This is a genomic window from Pseudomonas sp. MWU12-2319 (assembly GCF_023242525.1).
GTDB lineage: Bacteria > Pseudomonadota > Gammaproteobacteria > Pseudomonadales > Pseudomonadaceae > Aquipseudomonas > Aquipseudomonas gingeri_D.
Genome location: NZ_JALJES010000005.1, coordinates 122,554 through 140,471 on the forward strand (window position 1 = coordinate 122,554; position 17,918 = coordinate 140,471).

The 17,918-nt window shown below is 60.6% G+C and carries 13 protein-coding genes; 4 read left to right on the top strand and 9 right to left on the bottom strand.

Annotation, left to right across the window (positions count from 1 at the left end; translation table 11 throughout):
* Nucleotides 1-79: 79 nt before the first annotated feature.
* The 6 genes from M5C01_RS10195 to aceK all read right to left on the bottom strand — a co-directional run bounded on the left by M5C01_RS10195 (nucleotide 80) and on the right by aceK (nucleotide 9,822).
* Nucleotides 80-1,459: an OprD family porin gene (locus M5C01_RS10195; RefSeq protein ID WP_152738323.1), complete on the bottom strand. Its 1,380-nt coding sequence runs from the start codon at nucleotides 1,457-1,459 to the stop codon at nucleotides 80-82.
* A 245-nt stretch (nucleotides 1,460-1,704) separates the two neighbouring features.
* Nucleotides 1,705-1,944, bottom strand: a complete 240-nt coding sequence (locus M5C01_RS10200; RefSeq protein ID WP_121137776.1) for a zf-HC2 domain-containing protein — start codon at nucleotides 1,942-1,944, stop codon at nucleotides 1,705-1,707.
* Nucleotides 1,938-2,549: an RNA polymerase sigma factor gene (locus M5C01_RS10205; protein ID WP_103498704.1), complete on the bottom strand. Its 612-nt coding sequence runs from the start codon at nucleotides 2,547-2,549 to the stop codon at nucleotides 1,938-1,940. Before M5C01_RS10205 ends, M5C01_RS10200 begins: the two co-directional genes overlap by 7 nt.
* Nucleotides 2,550-2,719: 170 nt before the next feature.
* Complete coding sequence (locus M5C01_RS10210) at nucleotides 2,720-3,841, bottom strand: beta-ketoacyl-ACP synthase III (protein ID WP_178129814.1); 1,122 nt, start codon at nucleotides 3,839-3,841, stop codon at nucleotides 2,720-2,722.
* A 250-nt stretch (nucleotides 3,842-4,091) separates the two neighbouring features.
* Nucleotides 4,092-8,003 carry an ATP-dependent RNA helicase HrpA gene (gene hrpA / locus M5C01_RS10215; protein ID WP_152738317.1) on the bottom strand — a complete coding sequence of 1,304 codons (3,912 nt, stop codon included), beginning with the start codon at nucleotides 8,001-8,003 and terminating at the stop codon, nucleotides 4,092-4,094.
* Between the two features lie 97 nt (nucleotides 8,004-8,100).
* Nucleotides 8,101-9,822 carry a bifunctional isocitrate dehydrogenase kinase/phosphatase gene (gene aceK / locus M5C01_RS10220; protein ID WP_152738314.1) on the bottom strand — a complete coding sequence of 574 codons (1,722 nt, stop codon included), beginning with the start codon at nucleotides 9,820-9,822 and terminating at the stop codon, nucleotides 8,101-8,103.
* A gap of 144 nt (nucleotides 9,823-9,966) precedes the next feature.
* On the opposite strand from aceK, the gene M5C01_RS10225 reads away from it, so the two are divergent.
* Nucleotides 9,967-10,878 carry a DMT family transporter gene (locus M5C01_RS10225; protein ID WP_178129813.1) on the top strand — a complete coding sequence of 304 codons (912 nt, stop codon included), beginning with the start codon at nucleotides 9,967-9,969 and terminating at the stop codon, nucleotides 10,876-10,878.
* Between the two features lie 166 nt (nucleotides 10,879-11,044).
* On the opposite strand, the gene M5C01_RS10230 is transcribed toward M5C01_RS10225, so the two are convergent.
* The 3 genes from M5C01_RS10230 to cysK all read right to left on the bottom strand — a co-directional run bounded on the left by M5C01_RS10230 (nucleotide 11,045) and on the right by cysK (nucleotide 14,403).
* Nucleotides 11,045-11,908 (bottom strand): DMT family transporter, encoded by an 864-nt coding sequence (locus M5C01_RS10230; protein ID WP_152738310.1) that lies wholly within the window; start codon nucleotides 11,906-11,908, stop codon nucleotides 11,045-11,047.
* Nucleotides 11,909-12,255: 347 nt separating this feature from the next.
* Entirely contained in the window at nucleotides 12,256-13,194 is a 939-nt protein-coding gene (locus tag M5C01_RS10235) for an aspartyl/asparaginyl beta-hydroxylase domain-containing protein (RefSeq protein ID WP_103498698.1), read from the bottom strand.
* A gap of 234 nt (nucleotides 13,195-13,428) precedes the next feature.
* Nucleotides 13,429-14,403 carry a cysteine synthase A gene (gene cysK / locus M5C01_RS10240; protein ID WP_152738307.1) on the bottom strand — a complete coding sequence of 325 codons (975 nt, stop codon included), beginning with the start codon at nucleotides 14,401-14,403 and terminating at the stop codon, nucleotides 13,429-13,431.
* Nucleotides 14,404-14,532: 129 nt separating this feature from the next.
* Between cysK and M5C01_RS10245 the strand changes: the two genes are divergently transcribed.
* The 3 genes from M5C01_RS10245 (at nucleotide 14,533) to M5C01_RS10255 (ending at nucleotide 17,821) form a co-directional block, all read left to right on the top strand.
* Nucleotides 14,533-15,621: a DUF748 domain-containing protein gene (locus tag M5C01_RS10245; protein ID WP_103498696.1), complete on the top strand. Its 1,089-nt coding sequence runs from the start codon at nucleotides 14,533-14,535 to the stop codon at nucleotides 15,619-15,621.
* A gap of 140 nt (nucleotides 15,622-15,761) precedes the next feature.
* The gene (locus tag M5C01_RS10250; protein ID WP_100938900.1) at nucleotides 15,762-16,607 is read left to right on the top strand and encodes a MoxR family ATPase; all 846 of its coding nucleotides are present in this window, start codon (nucleotides 15,762-15,764) and stop codon (nucleotides 16,605-16,607) included.
* Between the two features lie 35 nt (nucleotides 16,608-16,642).
* On the top strand, nucleotides 16,643-17,821 hold the full coding sequence (locus tag M5C01_RS10255) for a VWA domain-containing protein (RefSeq protein ID WP_103498695.1): 1,179 nt from the start codon (nucleotides 16,643-16,645) through the stop codon (nucleotides 17,819-17,821).
* Nucleotides 17,822-17,918 lie beyond the last annotated feature (97 nt).

Consider the following 17,918-nt stretch of genomic DNA (forward strand, 5'->3'; position numbering starts at 1 on the left):
CCCCTGGGCGCGTCCAAAAGCCAGACAAAAAAACGCCCCGCGCGACAGAGCGTCGAGCGGGGCGCCAAAAGAGCGGAGCTTACAACAGTGGAATCGAGTAGCTGACGATCAGACGGTTTTCGTCCTGGTCGCCGCTGGAGGCAACAATGGTGTTGGTACGCCACATGGCGTTTTTCCAGGCGAAGCCGAGGTTCTTGAGGGGGCCTTCAGGAATCACGTAGGACAGGCTGATATCGCGTTCCCACTCGCTCTGGTTGCCTGCGGTGTTCTGAATATTGTCGCCATGCAGGTAGATGATACCGGCGGTCAGGCCAGGTACGCCGACCTTGGCAAAGTCATAGGCGTAACGAGCTTGCCAGGTACGCTCGCCAGCACGGGCGAACTTCTGGATCTGCATGTCGGTGATGGTGCTGTTGGACGAGCCGTCACCCTGGTTCAACCATGGGAAGTCGCTGTCGCCTTTGGTGTACTGATAACCAGCGCCGAAGGTGTGACCGGAAACCGAGTACAGGGCCAGGTAGCTGTACAGGTCATTATCGACCTTGCCCTTGGTCACAGGTGCGTTATCAGGGAAGTAACCAGTGGTGTAGTAAGCAGAGGTGTTACCGTTGGCACCGTTGTCGCGGCTACGATAGTAACGCAGGTCGCTTTTCAGCACGCCCGGACCGATGGCCCAGTTGTGTACCAGACCCAGGAAGTTCTGCGAGTAGAAATCTTTCAGCTCGCCGAAGTAGTACGAAGCGACCAGGTCTTTGGTGATCTTGTAGTCGGCACCGGCGTACTGGAACTTGTTGCTGAACCGACCCGCAGTACCCTGGGAGTAGTTCGAGCTGGCATTGGCACCGGCAATCGACAGATCTTCGTCGTTGCTCGAGTTACGGCCCTTGGCTTTCTCGACCTGACCGAGGGTCAGGGTCAGATCCTTGATCTCGTTCGAAGTGATCTGGCCACCGGTGAAGGTTTGTGGCAGCAGACGACCATCGTTGTACTTGATCACCGGGTTGTTCGGCAGCAGGGTACCGATCTTCAGTTCGGTCTGCGAAACGCGGACTTTACCGGTCAGGCCCAGGCTACCGAAATCATTGACTGCCTTGGCATTGTTGCCGTTGGTGGCTTCGGTCGGGAATACCGTGCCGCCAGCAGAGGTTTTGCTCGCGCCGTTGGTACCACCACCGGTGTCCAGACGAATACCTTCCAGGGCAATAACATCAAGGCCGAAACCTACGGTACCTTGTGTGTAACCAGAGTTGAAGCGCAGATCGAAGCCTTGGCCCCATTCCGAGTTCAGGTTCTGAGCGGGCTTGCCGCTACGGTTATCGGTGTTGATGTAGAAGTTACGCAGACCCAGGGTCGACGTAGCGCCTTCGATAAAACCTTTCGCATCAGCTTGCCCATCGGCGTACGCCTGCTGGGACAAAACCCCTACGGCCACTGCCAGGGCCAAGGTGCACTTGTTCATTGTTTCGCTCCTCTGGATTCAAACTTTTTCGGGTCTATTTGTGGCGTCCGTTGCCATCACGCGGGTGCGCAGCCATTGCCGGGGCCTGACCTGCTTTGTTGGGAGGGAATCTTGGCGTGGGGTTATTTCAGAGCGGTTTCTGGTCGATTAAGGTTTTGTGACAGCGGAACTTTTTCCGACAGGCACAAATAATCGCAAAGCCCCGGTTTACGGGGCTTTGGCAGAAAAATAGTGGCTTTTTAGAACTATGGTTTTCCAGCATCCTGGCGCTGAGCCGCCAACTGGGCGGACAAGGCCTCGAGATTTTCGACCGGCGGTTCGGGCATATGCTTCAGGGTGGCCTGCATCAAGCGCATCTGACGGATAAAACGCCGGCAGTTGGGGCAGAACATCAAGTGATGGCGCACCATCAGGCGCTCCCGAAAGCTCAGCTGGCCATCGAGATAGTCGCTGGAACGTGCCACTTGTTCCTTGCAGGTCAGCATTCGCCGGTCTCCTCAAAATGCTCCACGGTCGCGAAAACTTTCAAGCGTGCCCTGTGCAGCAGCACCCTGACATTGGAGAGCGAGATCCCCAGAAGATTACAGATCTCCTCCAACTCCAACCCCTGGCGTTCGCGCAACAACAAGACACTGCTCTGCAACTCGGACAAACTCAACAGCGTGTGCTCCAGGCACTGGCGCAGTTCATCCTCGCTGAGCAGGGCCTCGGGAGTGTCCTCATGCCAGGCGTGGGGGGCCAGTGCCCAGTGGCCGTCAGCGGCAAAGCGTTCGTCGCCGATGGTGCCGTGGGGCGACGGCAGGTCATCGAGCAGCACTTCGCGGCGGTTCTGCTTGTAGCGATTCTTCGCCGCGTTGGCGGTGATGGTCAACAGCCAGGTCTTGAGACTGGAGCGTCCCTGGAAGCCCGCCAGGTTGCGCACCACGGCCAGCCAGGCATCCTGGACCGCTTCATCGGCCTGGCGGCTGCCGACAATGGCATAGGCCACCGCGCGCATCGCGCTCTGGTAGGTGCTGACCAACTCCTTGTAAGCCCGTTGTTCGCCTGCCAGCAAGCGTTCGAGCAGTTGACTATCGTCCATTGCCGCCATTCACAACCTCGCGTTCGGATTTCCGGGACGTCATAGAGCATCAGTTTTTTTGCCGCTGCTCCATCCCCATGTTCAACACGAGAATAGCGATCGCTCCCTGAAACGCATCGGAACAAGGAAGCCCCCCTTCCCGCCTGGCGCGCACACGATGCCAGACGGGAGGGCGCCGATCAACGCTTGCGCAGGATCACGCTACCGATCGAATAACCGGCGCCGAACGAACTGAGCACGGCCAGCGAACCCGTCGCCAGATCGTCCTGGTTCTTGTGGAACGCAATCACCGAACCTGCAGAGCTGGTGTTGGCGTAAGTGTCGAGAATCACCGGCGCCTCTGCTTCCGTGGCCTCACGGCCCAGCAGCTTCTTGACGATCAGATGGTTCATGCTGAGGTTGGCCTGGTGCAGCCAGAAGCGCTTCACATCGCCGATGTTCAGCTGGTTTTCCTGCAGATGCGCGGCAATGAGTTCGGCCACCATCGGGCAGACGTCACGAAACACCTTGCGACCTTCCTGGACAAACAGCTTGTCCGGAGCACCGATGCCCTCTTCCGCCGCGCGGTTGAGGAAACCGAAGTTGTTACGGATGTTGTTGGAGAACTGGGTCAGCAGCTTGGTGCCGACAATCTCGAACTGATAAGGCGAGGTCGCCAGGTCAGCCCGCTCCACCACCACCGCCGTCGCCGCATCACCGAAAATGAAATGGCTGTCACGGTCGCGGAAGTTCAGGTGACCGGTGCAGATTTCCGGGTTGACCATCAGGATCGCCCGGGCCTGGCCCAGTTGAATGCTGTTGCTGGCGGTCTGGATACCGAAGGTCGCCGAGGAACAGGCGACGTTCATGTCGAAACCGAAGCCCTGGATACCCAGGGCTTCCTGGACCTCGATGGCCACCGCAGGGTAGGCCCGTTGCAGGTTCGAGCACGCCACGATGACGCCGTCGATGTCCGCGGCGGTCTTGCCCGCGCGTTGCAGGGCCTGTTCGGCGGCACCGATGGCCATCTGGCAGAGAATCGACCATTCGTCGTTGGAACGCTCGGGCAGGCGTGGGCGCATGCGCTGGGGATCGAGAATGCCATCCTTGTCCATGACAAAACGGCTCTTGATACCGGACGCTTTCTCGATGAACGCGGCACTCGACTCGATCAGGGCCTGAACTTCGCCGCGCTCGATGGCAGCGGCGTTTTCGACGTTGAACTGCTGCACATAGCTGTTGAAAGACTGCACCAGCTCCTCGTTGGAAATGCTGTTGGCCGGGGTGTACAGGCCGGTGCCGCTGATGACGACGTTATGCACGCTCGTTCCTCTATTCTGTTCAGGCAGAAGGCATTGGCACATTCGTACCAATACGTAAAAGGGCCAATCCCGTCAAAACGGCAAAGGGCCTGGAGTCGTTTTCTTCCGTCCTGGTCGGGCAAGCAGCGCTCAAACCATGGAATCGGCATTTATAGCCGCCAAGTGTGCCATAAACATTGGGATTTGGCCCTAGGGCCGAGATCAAAGGAGCACAACCGGGCCCCTGGGAGCCCGGCCATAAAAACCTGCATCAGGCTTCCACCTGGCTCCATTGCTTGCTCAGGCGCTTGTCCGAAATCGGTGCCTTGGTCCCCAACTGCTGGGCAAACAGCGACACCCGATACTCTTCCAGCCACCAGCGATACAGCTCCAGTTGCGGATCGCGCTTGCCTTCCTGGGCATGCTTGGCCGCGCGCGCCTGGTATTGGGCCCAAAGTCCAGCCAGCTCAGTGCTCCAGACCCGGTCCTTCTGCACCTGGGACGGCAATTTTTCCAGGCGCAGCTCAATGGCCTTGAGGTAACGCGGCAGCTCCTTGAGCCAGACACCCGGCGTCTGCCGGACGAAACCGGGATAAACCAGCTGGCTCAGTTGCTGCTTGATGTCATTGAGTGCCACTGCCTGGGCCAGGTCGATCTTGCCCTTGAAGCGTTTTTGCAGACCGTGCCAGAGCTTGAGGGTCTCCAACGTCAGGCGCGCCAGGCGTTCGGCATGCTCGGTCCAGGCACCGCGCTTGCGTTCGGCCAGGGACGCCAGCCCGACGCCATCGCGCGGCAGGTTGTCCTCACCTTCCAGCACGCAGCTGTCGAGGCTCGCCAGCAGGATATCTTCGACCAGCGCCTCGACCCGACCCAGTTCGCGATAGAGCAAACCCAGTTCGGTCAGGCCCGGCAACTTGCCACGAAGAAATTTCGCCGGCTCGGCCAACTGCTGCAACAGCAGGCGCTGCAAGGCCCGGCGATGCTGGAACTCGGCTTCGGCCGGGGTGGAGAAACGCCCTTCCTTGACCGTACCACCCTCTTCAACCAGCGCCGGGTATACCGTCATCGACAGCCCGGCGATCTTCTGCTGGGTGCTCTGGGCCACCGCGGCGAATTCCTTCGCCTGCACCGGCTGCTGGCTTTTCGCCGTCTGCGGCACGGCCAGGGCCGCCTGGCTGGCTTCGGCAAAGCGCGCCGTCAGCTCGGCCAGATCACGACCTTCGCCGAGGAACTTGCCCTGGGCGTCGACGATTTCCAGGTTCATCCGCAGGTGGCTTTCCACCTGCTGCGCCGCTTCGGCCCAGGCTTCATCGCTGACCCGCGCGCCGGTCATGCGCAGCAGCTCGCGGCCCAGGGCCTGGGGCAAGGAGCCCTCGGCAAACTCGATCCGTTGCAACGCCGCCTTGACGAAATCCGGCACCGGCACGAAGTTCTTGCGCAAGGCCTTGGGCAGGTTGCGCACCAGGGCGATGCACTTGGCTTCGATCACCCCCGGCACCAGCCACTCCAGACGCTCGCCGGGCAAGGCCGGCAGCAGCGGCGCCGGCACCCGCAAGGTCACACCGTCACGCGGATGGTTGGGCTCGAAGTGATAACTCAAGGCCAGGGCCAGGTCGCCCAGGTGCAGGGTATCCGGATAGTGCGCGGCGGTGACTTCACTGGCTTCGCGGGCGAGCACATCCTCTTCGCGCATGATCAACAGTTGCGGGTCTTTCTGGCTGTGGACCCGGTACCAACTGTCGAAGGTCGCGGTCTGGTGAATCTCCGCCGGCAGGCGCGCGTCGTAGAAGGCGAACAGGGTTTCTTCATCGGCCAGGATATCGCGACGGCGGGCCTTGGCCTCCAGCTCGTCGAGTTGTTCGAGCAATTGCTGGTTGGCGCTCAGGCACCGGGCTTTCGATTGAATCTCGCCGCGCACCAAGCCTTCGCGGATAAACAGCTCGCGGGAAGCGACCGGCTCGATGGGACCGAAGTGCACCGGACGGCGGCCGACCACGATCAGGCCGAACAGGGTGATCTGCTCGAAAGCCACGACCTGGCCGCGCTTCTTCTCCCAATGGGGCTCGAAGTGGTTCTTCTTGATCAGGTGCCCGGCCAGGGGCTCGATCCAGTCCGGCTCGATCTTGGCGACCATCCGCGCATAGAGCTTGGTGGTTTCCACCAGTTCGGCGGCCATCAGCCATTGCGGACGCTTGCGGCCCAGGCCCGAGGACGGGTGGACCCAGAAACGCCGCTGGCGGGCGCCCAGGTAGTCGCCGTCTTCGGTCTTCTGGCCGATCTGGCTGAGCAACCCGGACAACACCGCCTTGTGCAGCTTGGGATAGTCCGCTGGCTCCTTGTTGACGCTCAACTGCAGGTCGCGGCAGATCAGGCCCAATTGCCGATGGGAATCACGCCATTCGCGCATCCGCAGGTAATTGAGGAAATTCTTCCTGCACCAGTTGCGCAGCGCACTGGCGCCCAGGGCCTGGCGCTGTTCCTCGAAACCGCGCCAGACATTGATCAACCCGGCGAAATCCGAATCCACGTCCTTCCACTGCGCGTGGGCCTGGTCGGCGGCCTGCTGGCGCTCGGGCGGACGCTCACGCGGGTCCTGCACCGACATGGCGCTGGCGACGATCAACACTTCCTGCAGACTGCCGAGGGTGGCCGCCTCCAGCAACATGCGACCCATGCGCGGGTCCACCGGCAGGCGCGCCAGTTGACGGCCCAACGGGGTCAGCTGGTTCTCGCGGGTGACCGCCGAGAGCTCCTGCAACAGGTTGAAACCGTCGCTGATGGCCTTGCCGTCCGGCGGCTCGATAAACGGAAACGCCGTGATCTCGCCGAGCCGCAGGTGCAGCATCTGCAGGATCACCGCCGCAAGGTTGGTGCGCAGGATCTCCGGGTCGGTAAATTCCGGACGGCCGTTGAAGTCGTCCTCGCTGTACAGGCGGATGCAGATACCCGGCTCGACCCGGCCGCAACGGCCCTTGCGCTGGTTGGCGCTGGCCTGGGACACCGCTTCGATCGGCAGGCGCTGGACCTTGGCGCGGTAGCTGTAACGGCTGATGCGCGCCGTACCGCTGTCGATCACATAGCGGATACCCGGCACGGTCAGCGAGGTTTCCGCGACGTTGGTCGCCAGCACGACCCTGCGCCCCGGATGGGACTGGAAAATCCGCTGCTGCTCGGCCGGCGACAGGCGCGCATATAAAGGAAGGATTTCAGTGTGCTTGAGCTGGGCCTTGCGCAGCATGTCCGCGGCGTCGCGAATCTCCCGCTCGCCGGGCAGGAACACCAGCACATCGCCCGGGCTCTTGCGCTCGCTGCGCTCGAAGGCGGCGATCTCGTCGAGGGTGGCGATAATCGCCTGGTCGACGCTCAAGTCTTCCTCGACGCTGTTGCCCTCTTCATCCTGTTGCGAGGTCAACGGGCGATACCAGGTGTCCACCGGGAAAGTCCGTCCGGACACTTCGACAATGGGTGCATCGTTGAAGTGTTTGGAAAAGCGCTCCAGGTCGATGGTCGCCGAGGTGATGATGACCTTCAGGTCCGGGCGCCGGGGCAGCAGGGTTTTCAGGTAGCCCAGCAGGAAATCGATATTCAGGCTGCGCTCGTGGGCCTCGTCGACGATGATCGTGTCGTAGCGTTCCAGGTAGCGGTCGTTCTGGGTTTCCGCCAGGAGGATACCGTCGGTCATCAGTTTGACCAGGGTATTGGCCTCGCTCTGGTCCTCGAAGCGCACCTGATAACCGACCAGTGCGCCCAGGGGCGTGGCCAACTCGTCGGCGACCCGGCTCGCGACACTGCGCGCGGCAATCCGGCGTGGCTGGGTGTGGCCGATCAGACCATGCTGGCCACGGCCGATTTCCAGGCAGATCTTCGGCAACTGGGTGGTTTTACCCGAGCCGGTTTCGCCGGCGATGATCAGCACCTGATGCTTGAGCAACGCTTCCTTGATCTCGTCACGCTTGGCGGCGATGGGCAGGCTGTCGTCATAACGAATCAACGGCACGCTCTTGGCCCGGGCCGTGACCTGGGCACAGGACGCCTGCATCCGCTCGACCCACTGGGCCAACTTGCTTTCGTCGGGCTTTTTGCGCAACTCGAGCAACTGCCGCCGCAACCGGTGGCGGTCGGCAATCATGGCCTGGTCGAGGTTTTTCAGCAGCTGGTCGATAGCGGGCGATTCGTCAGTCATCAGGTACGCAAAGGTCGTCTATTTTAGGCAGGCGCGGATTGTCGCAGATTTGCGCCGAAAAATGATGCCAACTGCGTTGCCGAACCACCCCAACGGGTTATTCGTTGCTCCAATCCTTGCGCCGATAGGGAAACACGTCGATCACCTTGCCCGCCCGGATCGCCTCTTGCAGGCCTTTCCAGTAGTCGGCGTTGTACAACTCGCCATGCAACTGGTCGAACAGTCGGCGCTGCGCCATGTCGGCAAACAGGAAGGGCGGGAACTCCTCGGGGAACACGTCCAGTGGCCCGATGGAATACCAGGGCTCCGAGGCCATTTCATCCTCGGGCGTGCGCGGCGCGGGAATGTGCCGGAAGTTGACCTCGGTGAGGAAGCAGATTTCGTCGTAGTCGTAGAACACCACACGGCCATGGCGGGTGACACCGAAGTTCTTCAGCAGCATGTCGCCGGGAAAGATATTCGCTGCGGCCAGTTGCTTGATCGCCTGGCCATAATCCTCCAGCGCCTCGCGAACCTGGGCGTCATTGGCGTTTTCCAGGTACAGGTTCAGCGGGGTCATGCGCCGCTCGGTCCAGCAGTGGCGAATCAGCACCGTGTCTCCTTCGACCTGCACCGTGGACGCGGCCACCTCCAGCAACTCTTCCAGGCACGCCGGCTCGAACTTGCTCAAGGGAAAGCGGAAGTCGGCGAACTCCTGGGTGTCGGCCATGCGCCCGACCCGGTCGACGCTTTTCACCAGACGGTACTTTTCGATCACCGTGGCGCGGTCGACGTTCTTCGACGGTGAAAAGCGGTCCTTGATGATCTTGAACACAGTGTTGAAGCCCGGCAGGGTAAACACGCTCATGACCATGCCGCGCACGCCCGGGGCCATGATGAAACGGTCGTCGGTGTTGGCCAGGTGATTGATCAGTGCCCGGTAGAACTCGGACTTGCCGTGCTTGTAGAAACCGATGGAGGTGTACAGCTCGGCAATATGCTTGCCCGGCAGAATGCGCTTGAGAAAGCCGACGAACTCCGCCGGCACCGGCACATCCACCATGAAATAGGAGCGGGTGAAGGAAAAGATGATCGACACCTCGGCTTCGTCGGTGATCAGCGCGTCGATCTGGATGCCATGTCCTTCGCGGTGCAACAACGGGATCACCAACGGCCATTGTTCATCATGGGTGTAGATGCGCCCCACCAGGTAGGCGCCCTTGTTGCGGTAGAGCACCGAGGAGAACAGTTCGACGCCCAACTCCGGGTCCTTGCACACCCAGTCCGGCAGGTTCTCCCGCAACCGGGCTTCCAGGCGCCGCAGGTCTCCCGGCAAATCGGCGTAGGCCTCGCTGAAGCTGTAGTCGGCGAAGATCTGTTCGAGCATGCCGGACAATTCGCCCTGGGGCCGATAGATCCGGGTCTGCGCCGCCCGCGCCCGGCGTAGGGAGGGCCGGGTGGTGTGGATAAACATGCAGCCGTCGCTGATCAGGTCGTGGCTGAACAGGCCGCAAAAGGTCGAGTTGTACCAGGTCTCCGCCAGTTCGTCGTCGAAACGCAGGTCGATCAGGCTGATATAGGCGCTTTTCACCAGGGGCCAGAGCGTGACATCGAGCAAGGTACTTTCATCGAAACCGGCGCGCAGCCGGGCGTTGACCTCGCCGACCTTCTCTTCATACAGATTGATTCGCGCCGCCGAAGCCACCTGCCCCTCCTGCCAGCGCGCGCCTTCGAAACGGCTGCGGGCACCATCGGTGATCTGGCGAAAGTGCTCGCGGTAATCATCGAAGCCATCGAGGATCATGCGGGCGATATCAGCGGCCGGCCATGGCTGCGGCATAGTGGAACCCCTGCGCTGTTTGTTCGAAGTTGTTCTGTTCGCGACTCGCTTGAGCTTAGAGGCCAACCCTCGGGCAACGCAACCATTGCCTTGCCAGTGACATGCGGTGACACTTGCCCGCCCTACCCTGCCAAGGAAGCCACCGTGAGACCCGTCGATATTCTACGCATGTTGATGCTGGCCGCTGTCTGGGGCGCCAGTTTCCTGTTCATGCGGATCATTGCTCCGGTGCTCGGGGCCTTTCCCACCGCCTTTTTCCGTGTTTCGATTGCCGCGCTGGGTTTGCTGGTGATGCTCACGCTGATGCGCGTCAACTGGGACTTCAAAGGCAAGTTCAAGGTTTGCCTGATGCTCGGCGTGATCAACTCCGGGTTGCCGGCGACACTGTATTCGGTGGCGGCGCAAGTGCTGCCGGCCGGCTATTCGTCGATCTTCAACGCCACCACCCCGCTGATGGGCGTGCTGATTGGCGGCTTGTTCTTCCATGAAAAACTGAGCCTGAACAAGCTGGTGGGGATCTTCCTCGGGTTGTTCGGGGTGGCGGTACTGACCCGTGCGGGCCCGGTGACCTTCAACCTGGAATTGCTGATGGGGGCTGCGGCGTGCCTGCTGGCCACCACCAGTTACGGTTTCGCCGGTTTCCTGACCCGTCGCTGGCTCGACCATCAAGGCGGCCTCGATCCACGGCTTTCGGCCATGGGCAGCATGTTCGGCGCGACCCTGGTGATCCTGCCGTTCTTCGGCTACAGCGCCATCACCCATCCGCCGGCCAACTGGGGCGGGATAAGTGTCTGGCTGTCGCTGCTGGGGTTGGGCCTGGTGTGTACGGCGTTTGCCTACATCATGTATTTCAAGCTGATCAGCGATATCGGCCCGGTCAAATCGATGACCGTGACCTTCATGATCCCGGCGTTCGGGGTGTTGTGGGGGGCGCTGTTTCTCGATGAACCGCTGTCGATGGCCCATGTGTATGGCGGGGTGTTGATTGCGCTGGCCCTTTGGCTGGTGTTGAAACCAGGGGCAGCGTTGAAAGCGGTCAGTGTGGCTGACCGTTAGTTATCTGGCGGCCTCCAGGCCTCCTTCGCGGGCAAGCTCCGCTCCCACAAGTTCTCTGTTATACACACATCATGCGTACGACTCGGACACTGTGGGAGCGGAGCTTGCCCGCGAAGGGGCCATAACCGGCGCAGCAGCACTCGGCTACTGCACCGACTCTCAGCGTTTAGCCAGCCTTGCGAAACACAAACACCAACCCGACGATAATCAGCCCCATCCCCAGCATACTCAGCGCCGCCAAGCGATTACCGAAGATCAGGTAATCCATCACCGCCGTCACCGCCGGCACCAGGTAGAACAGGCTGGTGACATTGACCAGATTCCCCCGGGCAATCAGCCGATACAGCAACAAGGTCGCCAGCACCGAGACCACCAGCCCCATCCACAGCACCGGCAGGATAAAACCGCTGCCGGTTTCAAAGTGGAACGGCTGGAACGGTACGAAAGCCCCGCACAGCAGTAACCCGGCCAGATACTGCACCGGCAGCGTGCCCAGAGGGTTATCGGTGATACGTTTCTGCATGATCGAGCCCAAGGTCATGCTGGCCAGGGCCAACAATCCGAACAGCATCCCGGCCAGGGACATCCCGGCCAAACCGATCCCCTGGTAAACCACCAGGATCAGCCCCGCCAACCCCAGCCCCAAGCCGAACATCCGGCTCCAGGAACGCTGCCGCTCCATCAGCACCGCGGTCAGGATCGGCTGTACCCCCATGATCGTCGCCATGACCCCGGGCGTGACCTTCAGGTCCAGGGCCAGCAGATAGAAAATCTGATAGGCCCCCAGCAGTACCAGCCCGGTTGCCGCCGCGTAGAACAACGGCTTGCCCATCCGCGGCAGCTTGAACTTGAGCAATGGCACCAACACCACCAACCCCAACAGGGCGATGGAAAAACGGATCAACAGAAAAGCGAACGGCGAAGCATGCGCCAGACCCCATTTGGAGAAGATCGCCCCGCTACTCCAGAGCAGGACAAACAGACTCGTCGAGGCCGCCGCGGTTGCGGATTGTTTGGAAAAAGCCAACATGGATACCACCCGTGATTCAGGCAAAAGCCGATTCAGCCCAAGGCTGAACATTCAGTAGTTTTTTCAGGCGGGCACAGGGGAACAGCAAACGCTGCTGATCAGCCCGAAACGCCAACATCCGGCGGTGATACGACTGCGTACACCGGCGTGCTACTGACAGGTGGGGGGTAATGACTGATCTGCGCAGGCTGTTGGTTCCCGCACGGCACGACCACAGCGTTGAGCGCTGAATCGACTACCGCATTGAGAAAGGAAACCGGCATGGGCTGATCTTTTGCTGAGGGAGGTGAATCGGTTGAAACACCGAGCGCCGACTATAACCAGCGCCCGGTCGCAATTGCAACAGGTCAGCCGAACAGCCAATAGCCGAGGGCGGCGAACACCACTACCGCCAGCACTGGGCGCATGGCGCGATAAGCCTTCGGATTGGCACGCTTGAAACGCTTGACCACACCGCTGATGCTGTCGCTGAAGCGCTTGCTCCAGGCATAAGCCTGGTTGATCCCGCCGACCCGCTCATCATCGAGGTTCTGCGGCGCGGTGGCGCGGCCGAGGAAGGCGCTGACCCGGCGGTTGACCGCAGTCATGAAGCGGCTGCTCAACGGACGCTCGATATCGCAGAACAGAATAACCCGGGTCTGCTCGGTTTCATTCTTGACCCAGTGCACGTAGGTCTCGTCGAACATCACGTCTTCACCGTCGCGCCAGGCGTAGACCTGACCATCGACGAAAATCCGGCAATCGTCAGAGTTCGGCGTGGACAACCCCAGGTGATAACGCAGGGAACCGGCAAACGGGTCACGGTGCGGGTTGAGGTGACTGCCACCCGGCAACAGGGCGAACATCGCGCCCTTGACGTTGGGGATCGAGTTCACCAGTGCCACGGTTTTCGGGCAAAGCAGTTCGGCCGACGGCAGGGCCTTGTCGTACCACTTGAGATAGAAGCGCTTCCAGCCCTTCTTGAAGAACGAGCCGAAACCGGCGTCGTTGTTCTTCTCGGCGGCGCGGATATAGCCCTCATCAAACAGATGCATGGCCTCTTCGCGGATCACTTCCCAGTTGTCCTTGAGCACATCCAGCTCGGGAAACTTGCTGCGGTCCAGGTAAGGCTTGGACGGTACGCTGGAAAACAGGTACATCAAGGCGTTGTACGGCGCGAACGCGGCGGAATGGTTGACGAATTGGCGCAACAGGGGCAACCGCGCCTTGCCGCGCAGATGCACGTAAAGCGTACTGCCCAGGAACAGCAGCAGGACTGCGGCCTTGGCGGCAAAGGAAAAGGTCATTCAACACTCCTCGAAAATGGGCAACGCACGCGTGGCCTGTACAACTTGACTCACCCGACGTGGCAGCCGGCCATGATAAACATTACCGGCGCCGGGAAAAACCCATGCCTTCACAGATTCAACGTTGCCGATCCGGCAATAAAGCATCTGTTTAACAGGAAACCGCTGAACGGTAGCTGATCCAGATCAGCGGATTCTGCCCTGTCCTCCAAGCCTGAAGCGCCGCTACCCGGCTTACTGCTGAATTTCCTGCTCGCTGAACAGATCGCTGAACAGCATGCTCGACAGGTAACGTTCACCGGAGTCCGGCAATACCACCACGATGGTCTTGCCCTGCATTTCCGGCGTCTGCGCCAGCCGCACGGCAACGGCCATGGCCGCGCCGCAGGAAATCCCGCAGAGAATCCCCTCTTCCTGCATCAGCCGCAGGGCCATGGCCTTGGACTCTTCATCGGTGACCAGTTCCACCCGGTCGACCATCGCCAGATCGAGGTTTTTCGGCACGAAACCGGCGCCGATGCCCTGGATCTTGTGCGGGCTGGGCTTGACCTCGGCCCCGGCCAGGGTCTGGCTGATCACCGGCGAGGTGGCCGGCTCCACCGCCACCGAGAGAATCGGCTTGTGTTTGGTCAGCTTGATATAACGGGAAACCCCGGTAATGGTCCCGCCGGTGCCGACACCGGCCACCAACACATCCACCGCGCCGTCGGTATCGTTCCAGATTTCCGGGCCGGTGGTCTTTTCATGAATGGCCGGGTTGGCCGGGTTGTCGAACTGCGCCGGCATGAAGTACAGGGCCGGATTGCTGGCAACAATCTCCGTAGCCTTTTCGATCGCGCCTTTCATGCCTTTGGCCGGCTCGGTCAACACCAGCTCGGCGCCCAGCGCCTTGAGCACCTTGCGCCGTTCCAGGCTCATGGAGGACGGCATGGTCAGCAGCAGCTTGTAGCCCCGGGCGGCGGCGACGAAGGCCAGGCCGATGCCGGTATTGCCGGAAGTCGGTTCGACAATGGTCATGCCTGGCTTCAATTTTCCGCTGCTTTCCGCGTCCCAGATCATATTGGCGCCGATCCGGCATTTCACCGAATAGCCTGGGTTACGCCCTTCGATCTTGGCCAGGATCGTCACACCACGAGGCGCGATACGGTTGATCTGAACCAGGGGCGTATTACCGATGGAATGGGCGTTGTCGGCGAAAATACGGCTCATGACGGGGTCCTTTGGGCAACGGTGAGTTGGCTTTCAAGGGTATGCCCCGAGCTGGCGGGCGTCCAGTCATGGCGAACGTATAGCGTTGCCGGGGGTCCATCGCCTATAGACAACCTTCGGGACACCACCATGAAACGTCGTTACAGCTGGCCATTGTGGGGACTGGCGAGCCTGGCCCTGCTGCTGGTGGTCCTGGACCTGGCCCTGCCTTCCCTGGTGCGTCACTATTTGAATGAAAAACTCGCCGATATGGGCGATTACCGCGGCCAGGTGACGGATGTCGACCTGGCCCTGTGGCGCGGCGCCTACAAGATCAACGGCCTGGAGATCGTCAAGGTCACCGGCAAGGTGCCCGTGCCGTTCGTCAAGGCGCCGTTGATCGACCTGTCGGTGAGCTGGAAATCCCTGTGGGAGAACCATGCGGTGGTGGCACAGGTGCTGTTCGTCAAACCGGAACTGAACTTCGTCGACGGCGGCGCCAACAACAAACAGGCATCCCAGACCGGTCAAGGCACCGACTGGCGGGCTCAGTTGGGCAAACTGCTGCCCATCACCCTCAATGAGGTGCGCATCACTGACGGGCATATCACCTTCCGTAACTTCAATTCCAAACCGGTGGTCAACCTGCAGGCCACCCAGGTCAATGCCAACCTCTACAACCTGACCAACGTCGTCGATCTCAAGGACCACCGCGACGCCCGCTTCGAGGGCAAGGCCTTGTTGCTCGGGCAAGCGCCCCTGGAAACCAACGCCACCTTCGATCCGTTGAGCAACTTCGAGGATTTCGAATTTCGCCTGCGGGCCACCGGCATTGAACTGCGGCGCGTCAACGACTTCGCCTCGGCCTACGGCAAATTCGATTTCAACGCCGGCAGCGGCGACCTGGTGATCGAGGCCCAGGCCCATAAAGGCCAGCTCACCGGCTATATCAAGCCATTGCTGCATGATGTCGAGGTATTCAACTGGCAACAGGACGTCGAGAACCCGGACAAGAGCATCTTGCGCTCGGTGTGGGAGGCTCTCGTCGGTACCGGCGAAACCCTGTTGAAGAACCAGCAGAAAAACCAGTTCGCCACCCGCGTGGAACTCAGTGGTAGCGTTCACCAGCAGGATATCAGCGCGTTCCAGGCCTTTTTGCAGATTTTGCACAATGGATTTATCCAGGCCTTCAATGCTCGTTACGAACAACCGCAGCCGACGACTGGCCAGAAGCCCTGACCGAGTCAGGATCTGACGCCCCATTCAGAGACTGAATAAGCCGTCTGCGTTCACACTCGACCGGGCGCCGCGTTATAGTCAGGGATGATTTTTTTCCGCTCGCCCCAAACCGGCCGGCGTTATCGTCCGAGGAATTGCAGATGAAGTTCGAAGGCACCCAGGCCTACGTTGCCACCGATGACCTGAAGCTGGCCGTGAATGCCGCCATCACCCTGGAGCGTCCGCTGCTGGTCAAGGGCGAACCCGGCACCGGCAAGACCATGCTGGCCGAGCAACTGGCCGAATCCTTTGGCGCCAAGCTGATCACCTGGCACATCAAGTCCACCACCAAGGCGCATCAGGGGCTGTACGAGTACGACGCGGTCAGCCGCCTGCGCGACTCGCAGCTGGGCAATGAAAAGGTCCACGACGTTCGCAATTACCTGAAAAAGGGCAAGCTGTGGGAAGCCTTCGAATCCGAAGAGCGGGTGATCCTGCTGATCGACGAAATCGACAAGGCCGACATCGAGTTCCCCAACGACCTGCTGCAAGAACTCGACAAGATGGAGTTCTACGTCTACGAGATCGATGAAACCATCAAGGCGAAAAAACGCCCGATCATCATCATCACCTCCAACAACGAGAAAGAGCTGCCGGACGCCTTCCTGCGCCGCTGCTTCTTCCACTACATCGCCTTCCCGGACCGCGTCACCCTGCAGAAGATCGTCGACGTGCATTATCCGAACATCAAGAAGGACCTGGTCAGCGAAGCCCTCGACGTGTTCTTCGACGTGCGCAAGGTCCCGGGCCTGAAGAAAAAGCCCTCGACCTCGGAACTGGTGGACTGGCTGAAACTGCTGATGGCCGACAATATCGGCGAAGCGGTGCTGCGCGAGCGTGATCCGACCAAGGCCATTCCGCCCCTGGCCGGTGCCCTGGTGAAGAACGAACAGGACGTGCAACTGCTTGAGCGCCTGGCCTTCATGAGCCGTCGCGGCAGCCGCTGAGTACGCTTTTTTCAACAAAAGCGGGGGCGATTGCCATGCTGCTCAACCTGTTCAATGAAATGCGCGCCGCCAAGGTTCCGGTGTCGGTGCGCGAACTGCTCGATCTGATCAACGCGCTGAAACAGCGCGTGACCTTCGCCGACATGGACGAGTTCTACTACCTCGCCCGGGCGATCCTGGTGAAGGACGAACGGCATTTCGACAAATTCGACCGGGCTTTCGGCGCCTACTTCAATGGTCTGGAAAAACTCGACGACCATCTTCAGGCCTTGATTCCCGAAGAATGGTTGCGCAAGGAATTCGAACGCTCACTGAGCGCCGAGGAACGCGCGCAGATCCAGTCCCTCGGCGGCCTGGACAAGCTGATCGAGGAGTTCAAGAAGCGCCTGGAAGAACAGAAGGAACGCCACGCCGGCGGCAACAAATGGATCGGCACCGGCGGTACCAGCCCGTTCGGCTCGGGCGGCTTCAACCCCGAAGGCATTCGCGTCGGCGACGCCGGCCAGCGCCAGGGCAAGGCGGTCAAGGTCTGGGACCAGCGCGAGTACAAGAACCTCGACGACCAGGTCGAACTGGGCACGCGCAATATCAAGATCGCCTTGCGCCGCCTGCGCAAGTTCGCGCGCCAAGGCGCGGCGGAAGAACTGGATATCGATGGCACCATCGACCACACCGCTCGCGATGCCGGATTGCTGAATATCCAGATGCGCCCGGAGCGACGCAACACCATCAAGTTGCTGCTGTTGTTCGATATCGGCGGCTCGATGGACGCCCATGTGAAGATCTGCGAGGAGTTGTTCTCGGCCTGCAAGACCGAGTTCAAGCATCTGGAGTACTTCTACTTCCACAACTTCATCTATGAGTCAGTGTGGAAGAACAACCTGCGCCGGGGTTCGGAAAGCACGTCGACCCAGGACCTGCTGCACAAGTACGGGGCCGACTACAAAGTGATTTTCGTCGGCGATGCGGCCATGGCCCCCTATGAAATCACCCAGGCCGGTGGCAGCGTCGAGCACTGGAACGAAGAAGCCGGTTATGTGTGGATGCAACGCTTCATGGCCAAGTACAAGAAGCTTGTCTGGATCAACCCTTATCCCAAGGACACCTGGAATTACACCGCGTCGACCGGGATCGTTCGGGATCTGGTGGAGGACCAGATGTATCCGCTGACCTTGCGCGGGTTGGAGGAAGGAATGCGGTTTCTGTCCAAGTAGAACCGCATCGACCGGTCCGACGCACGATCCCTGTAGGAGCGAGCTTGCTCGCGATGGCCGTTAACGATGACGCGGGGCACCTGATCCCCCACGGTGC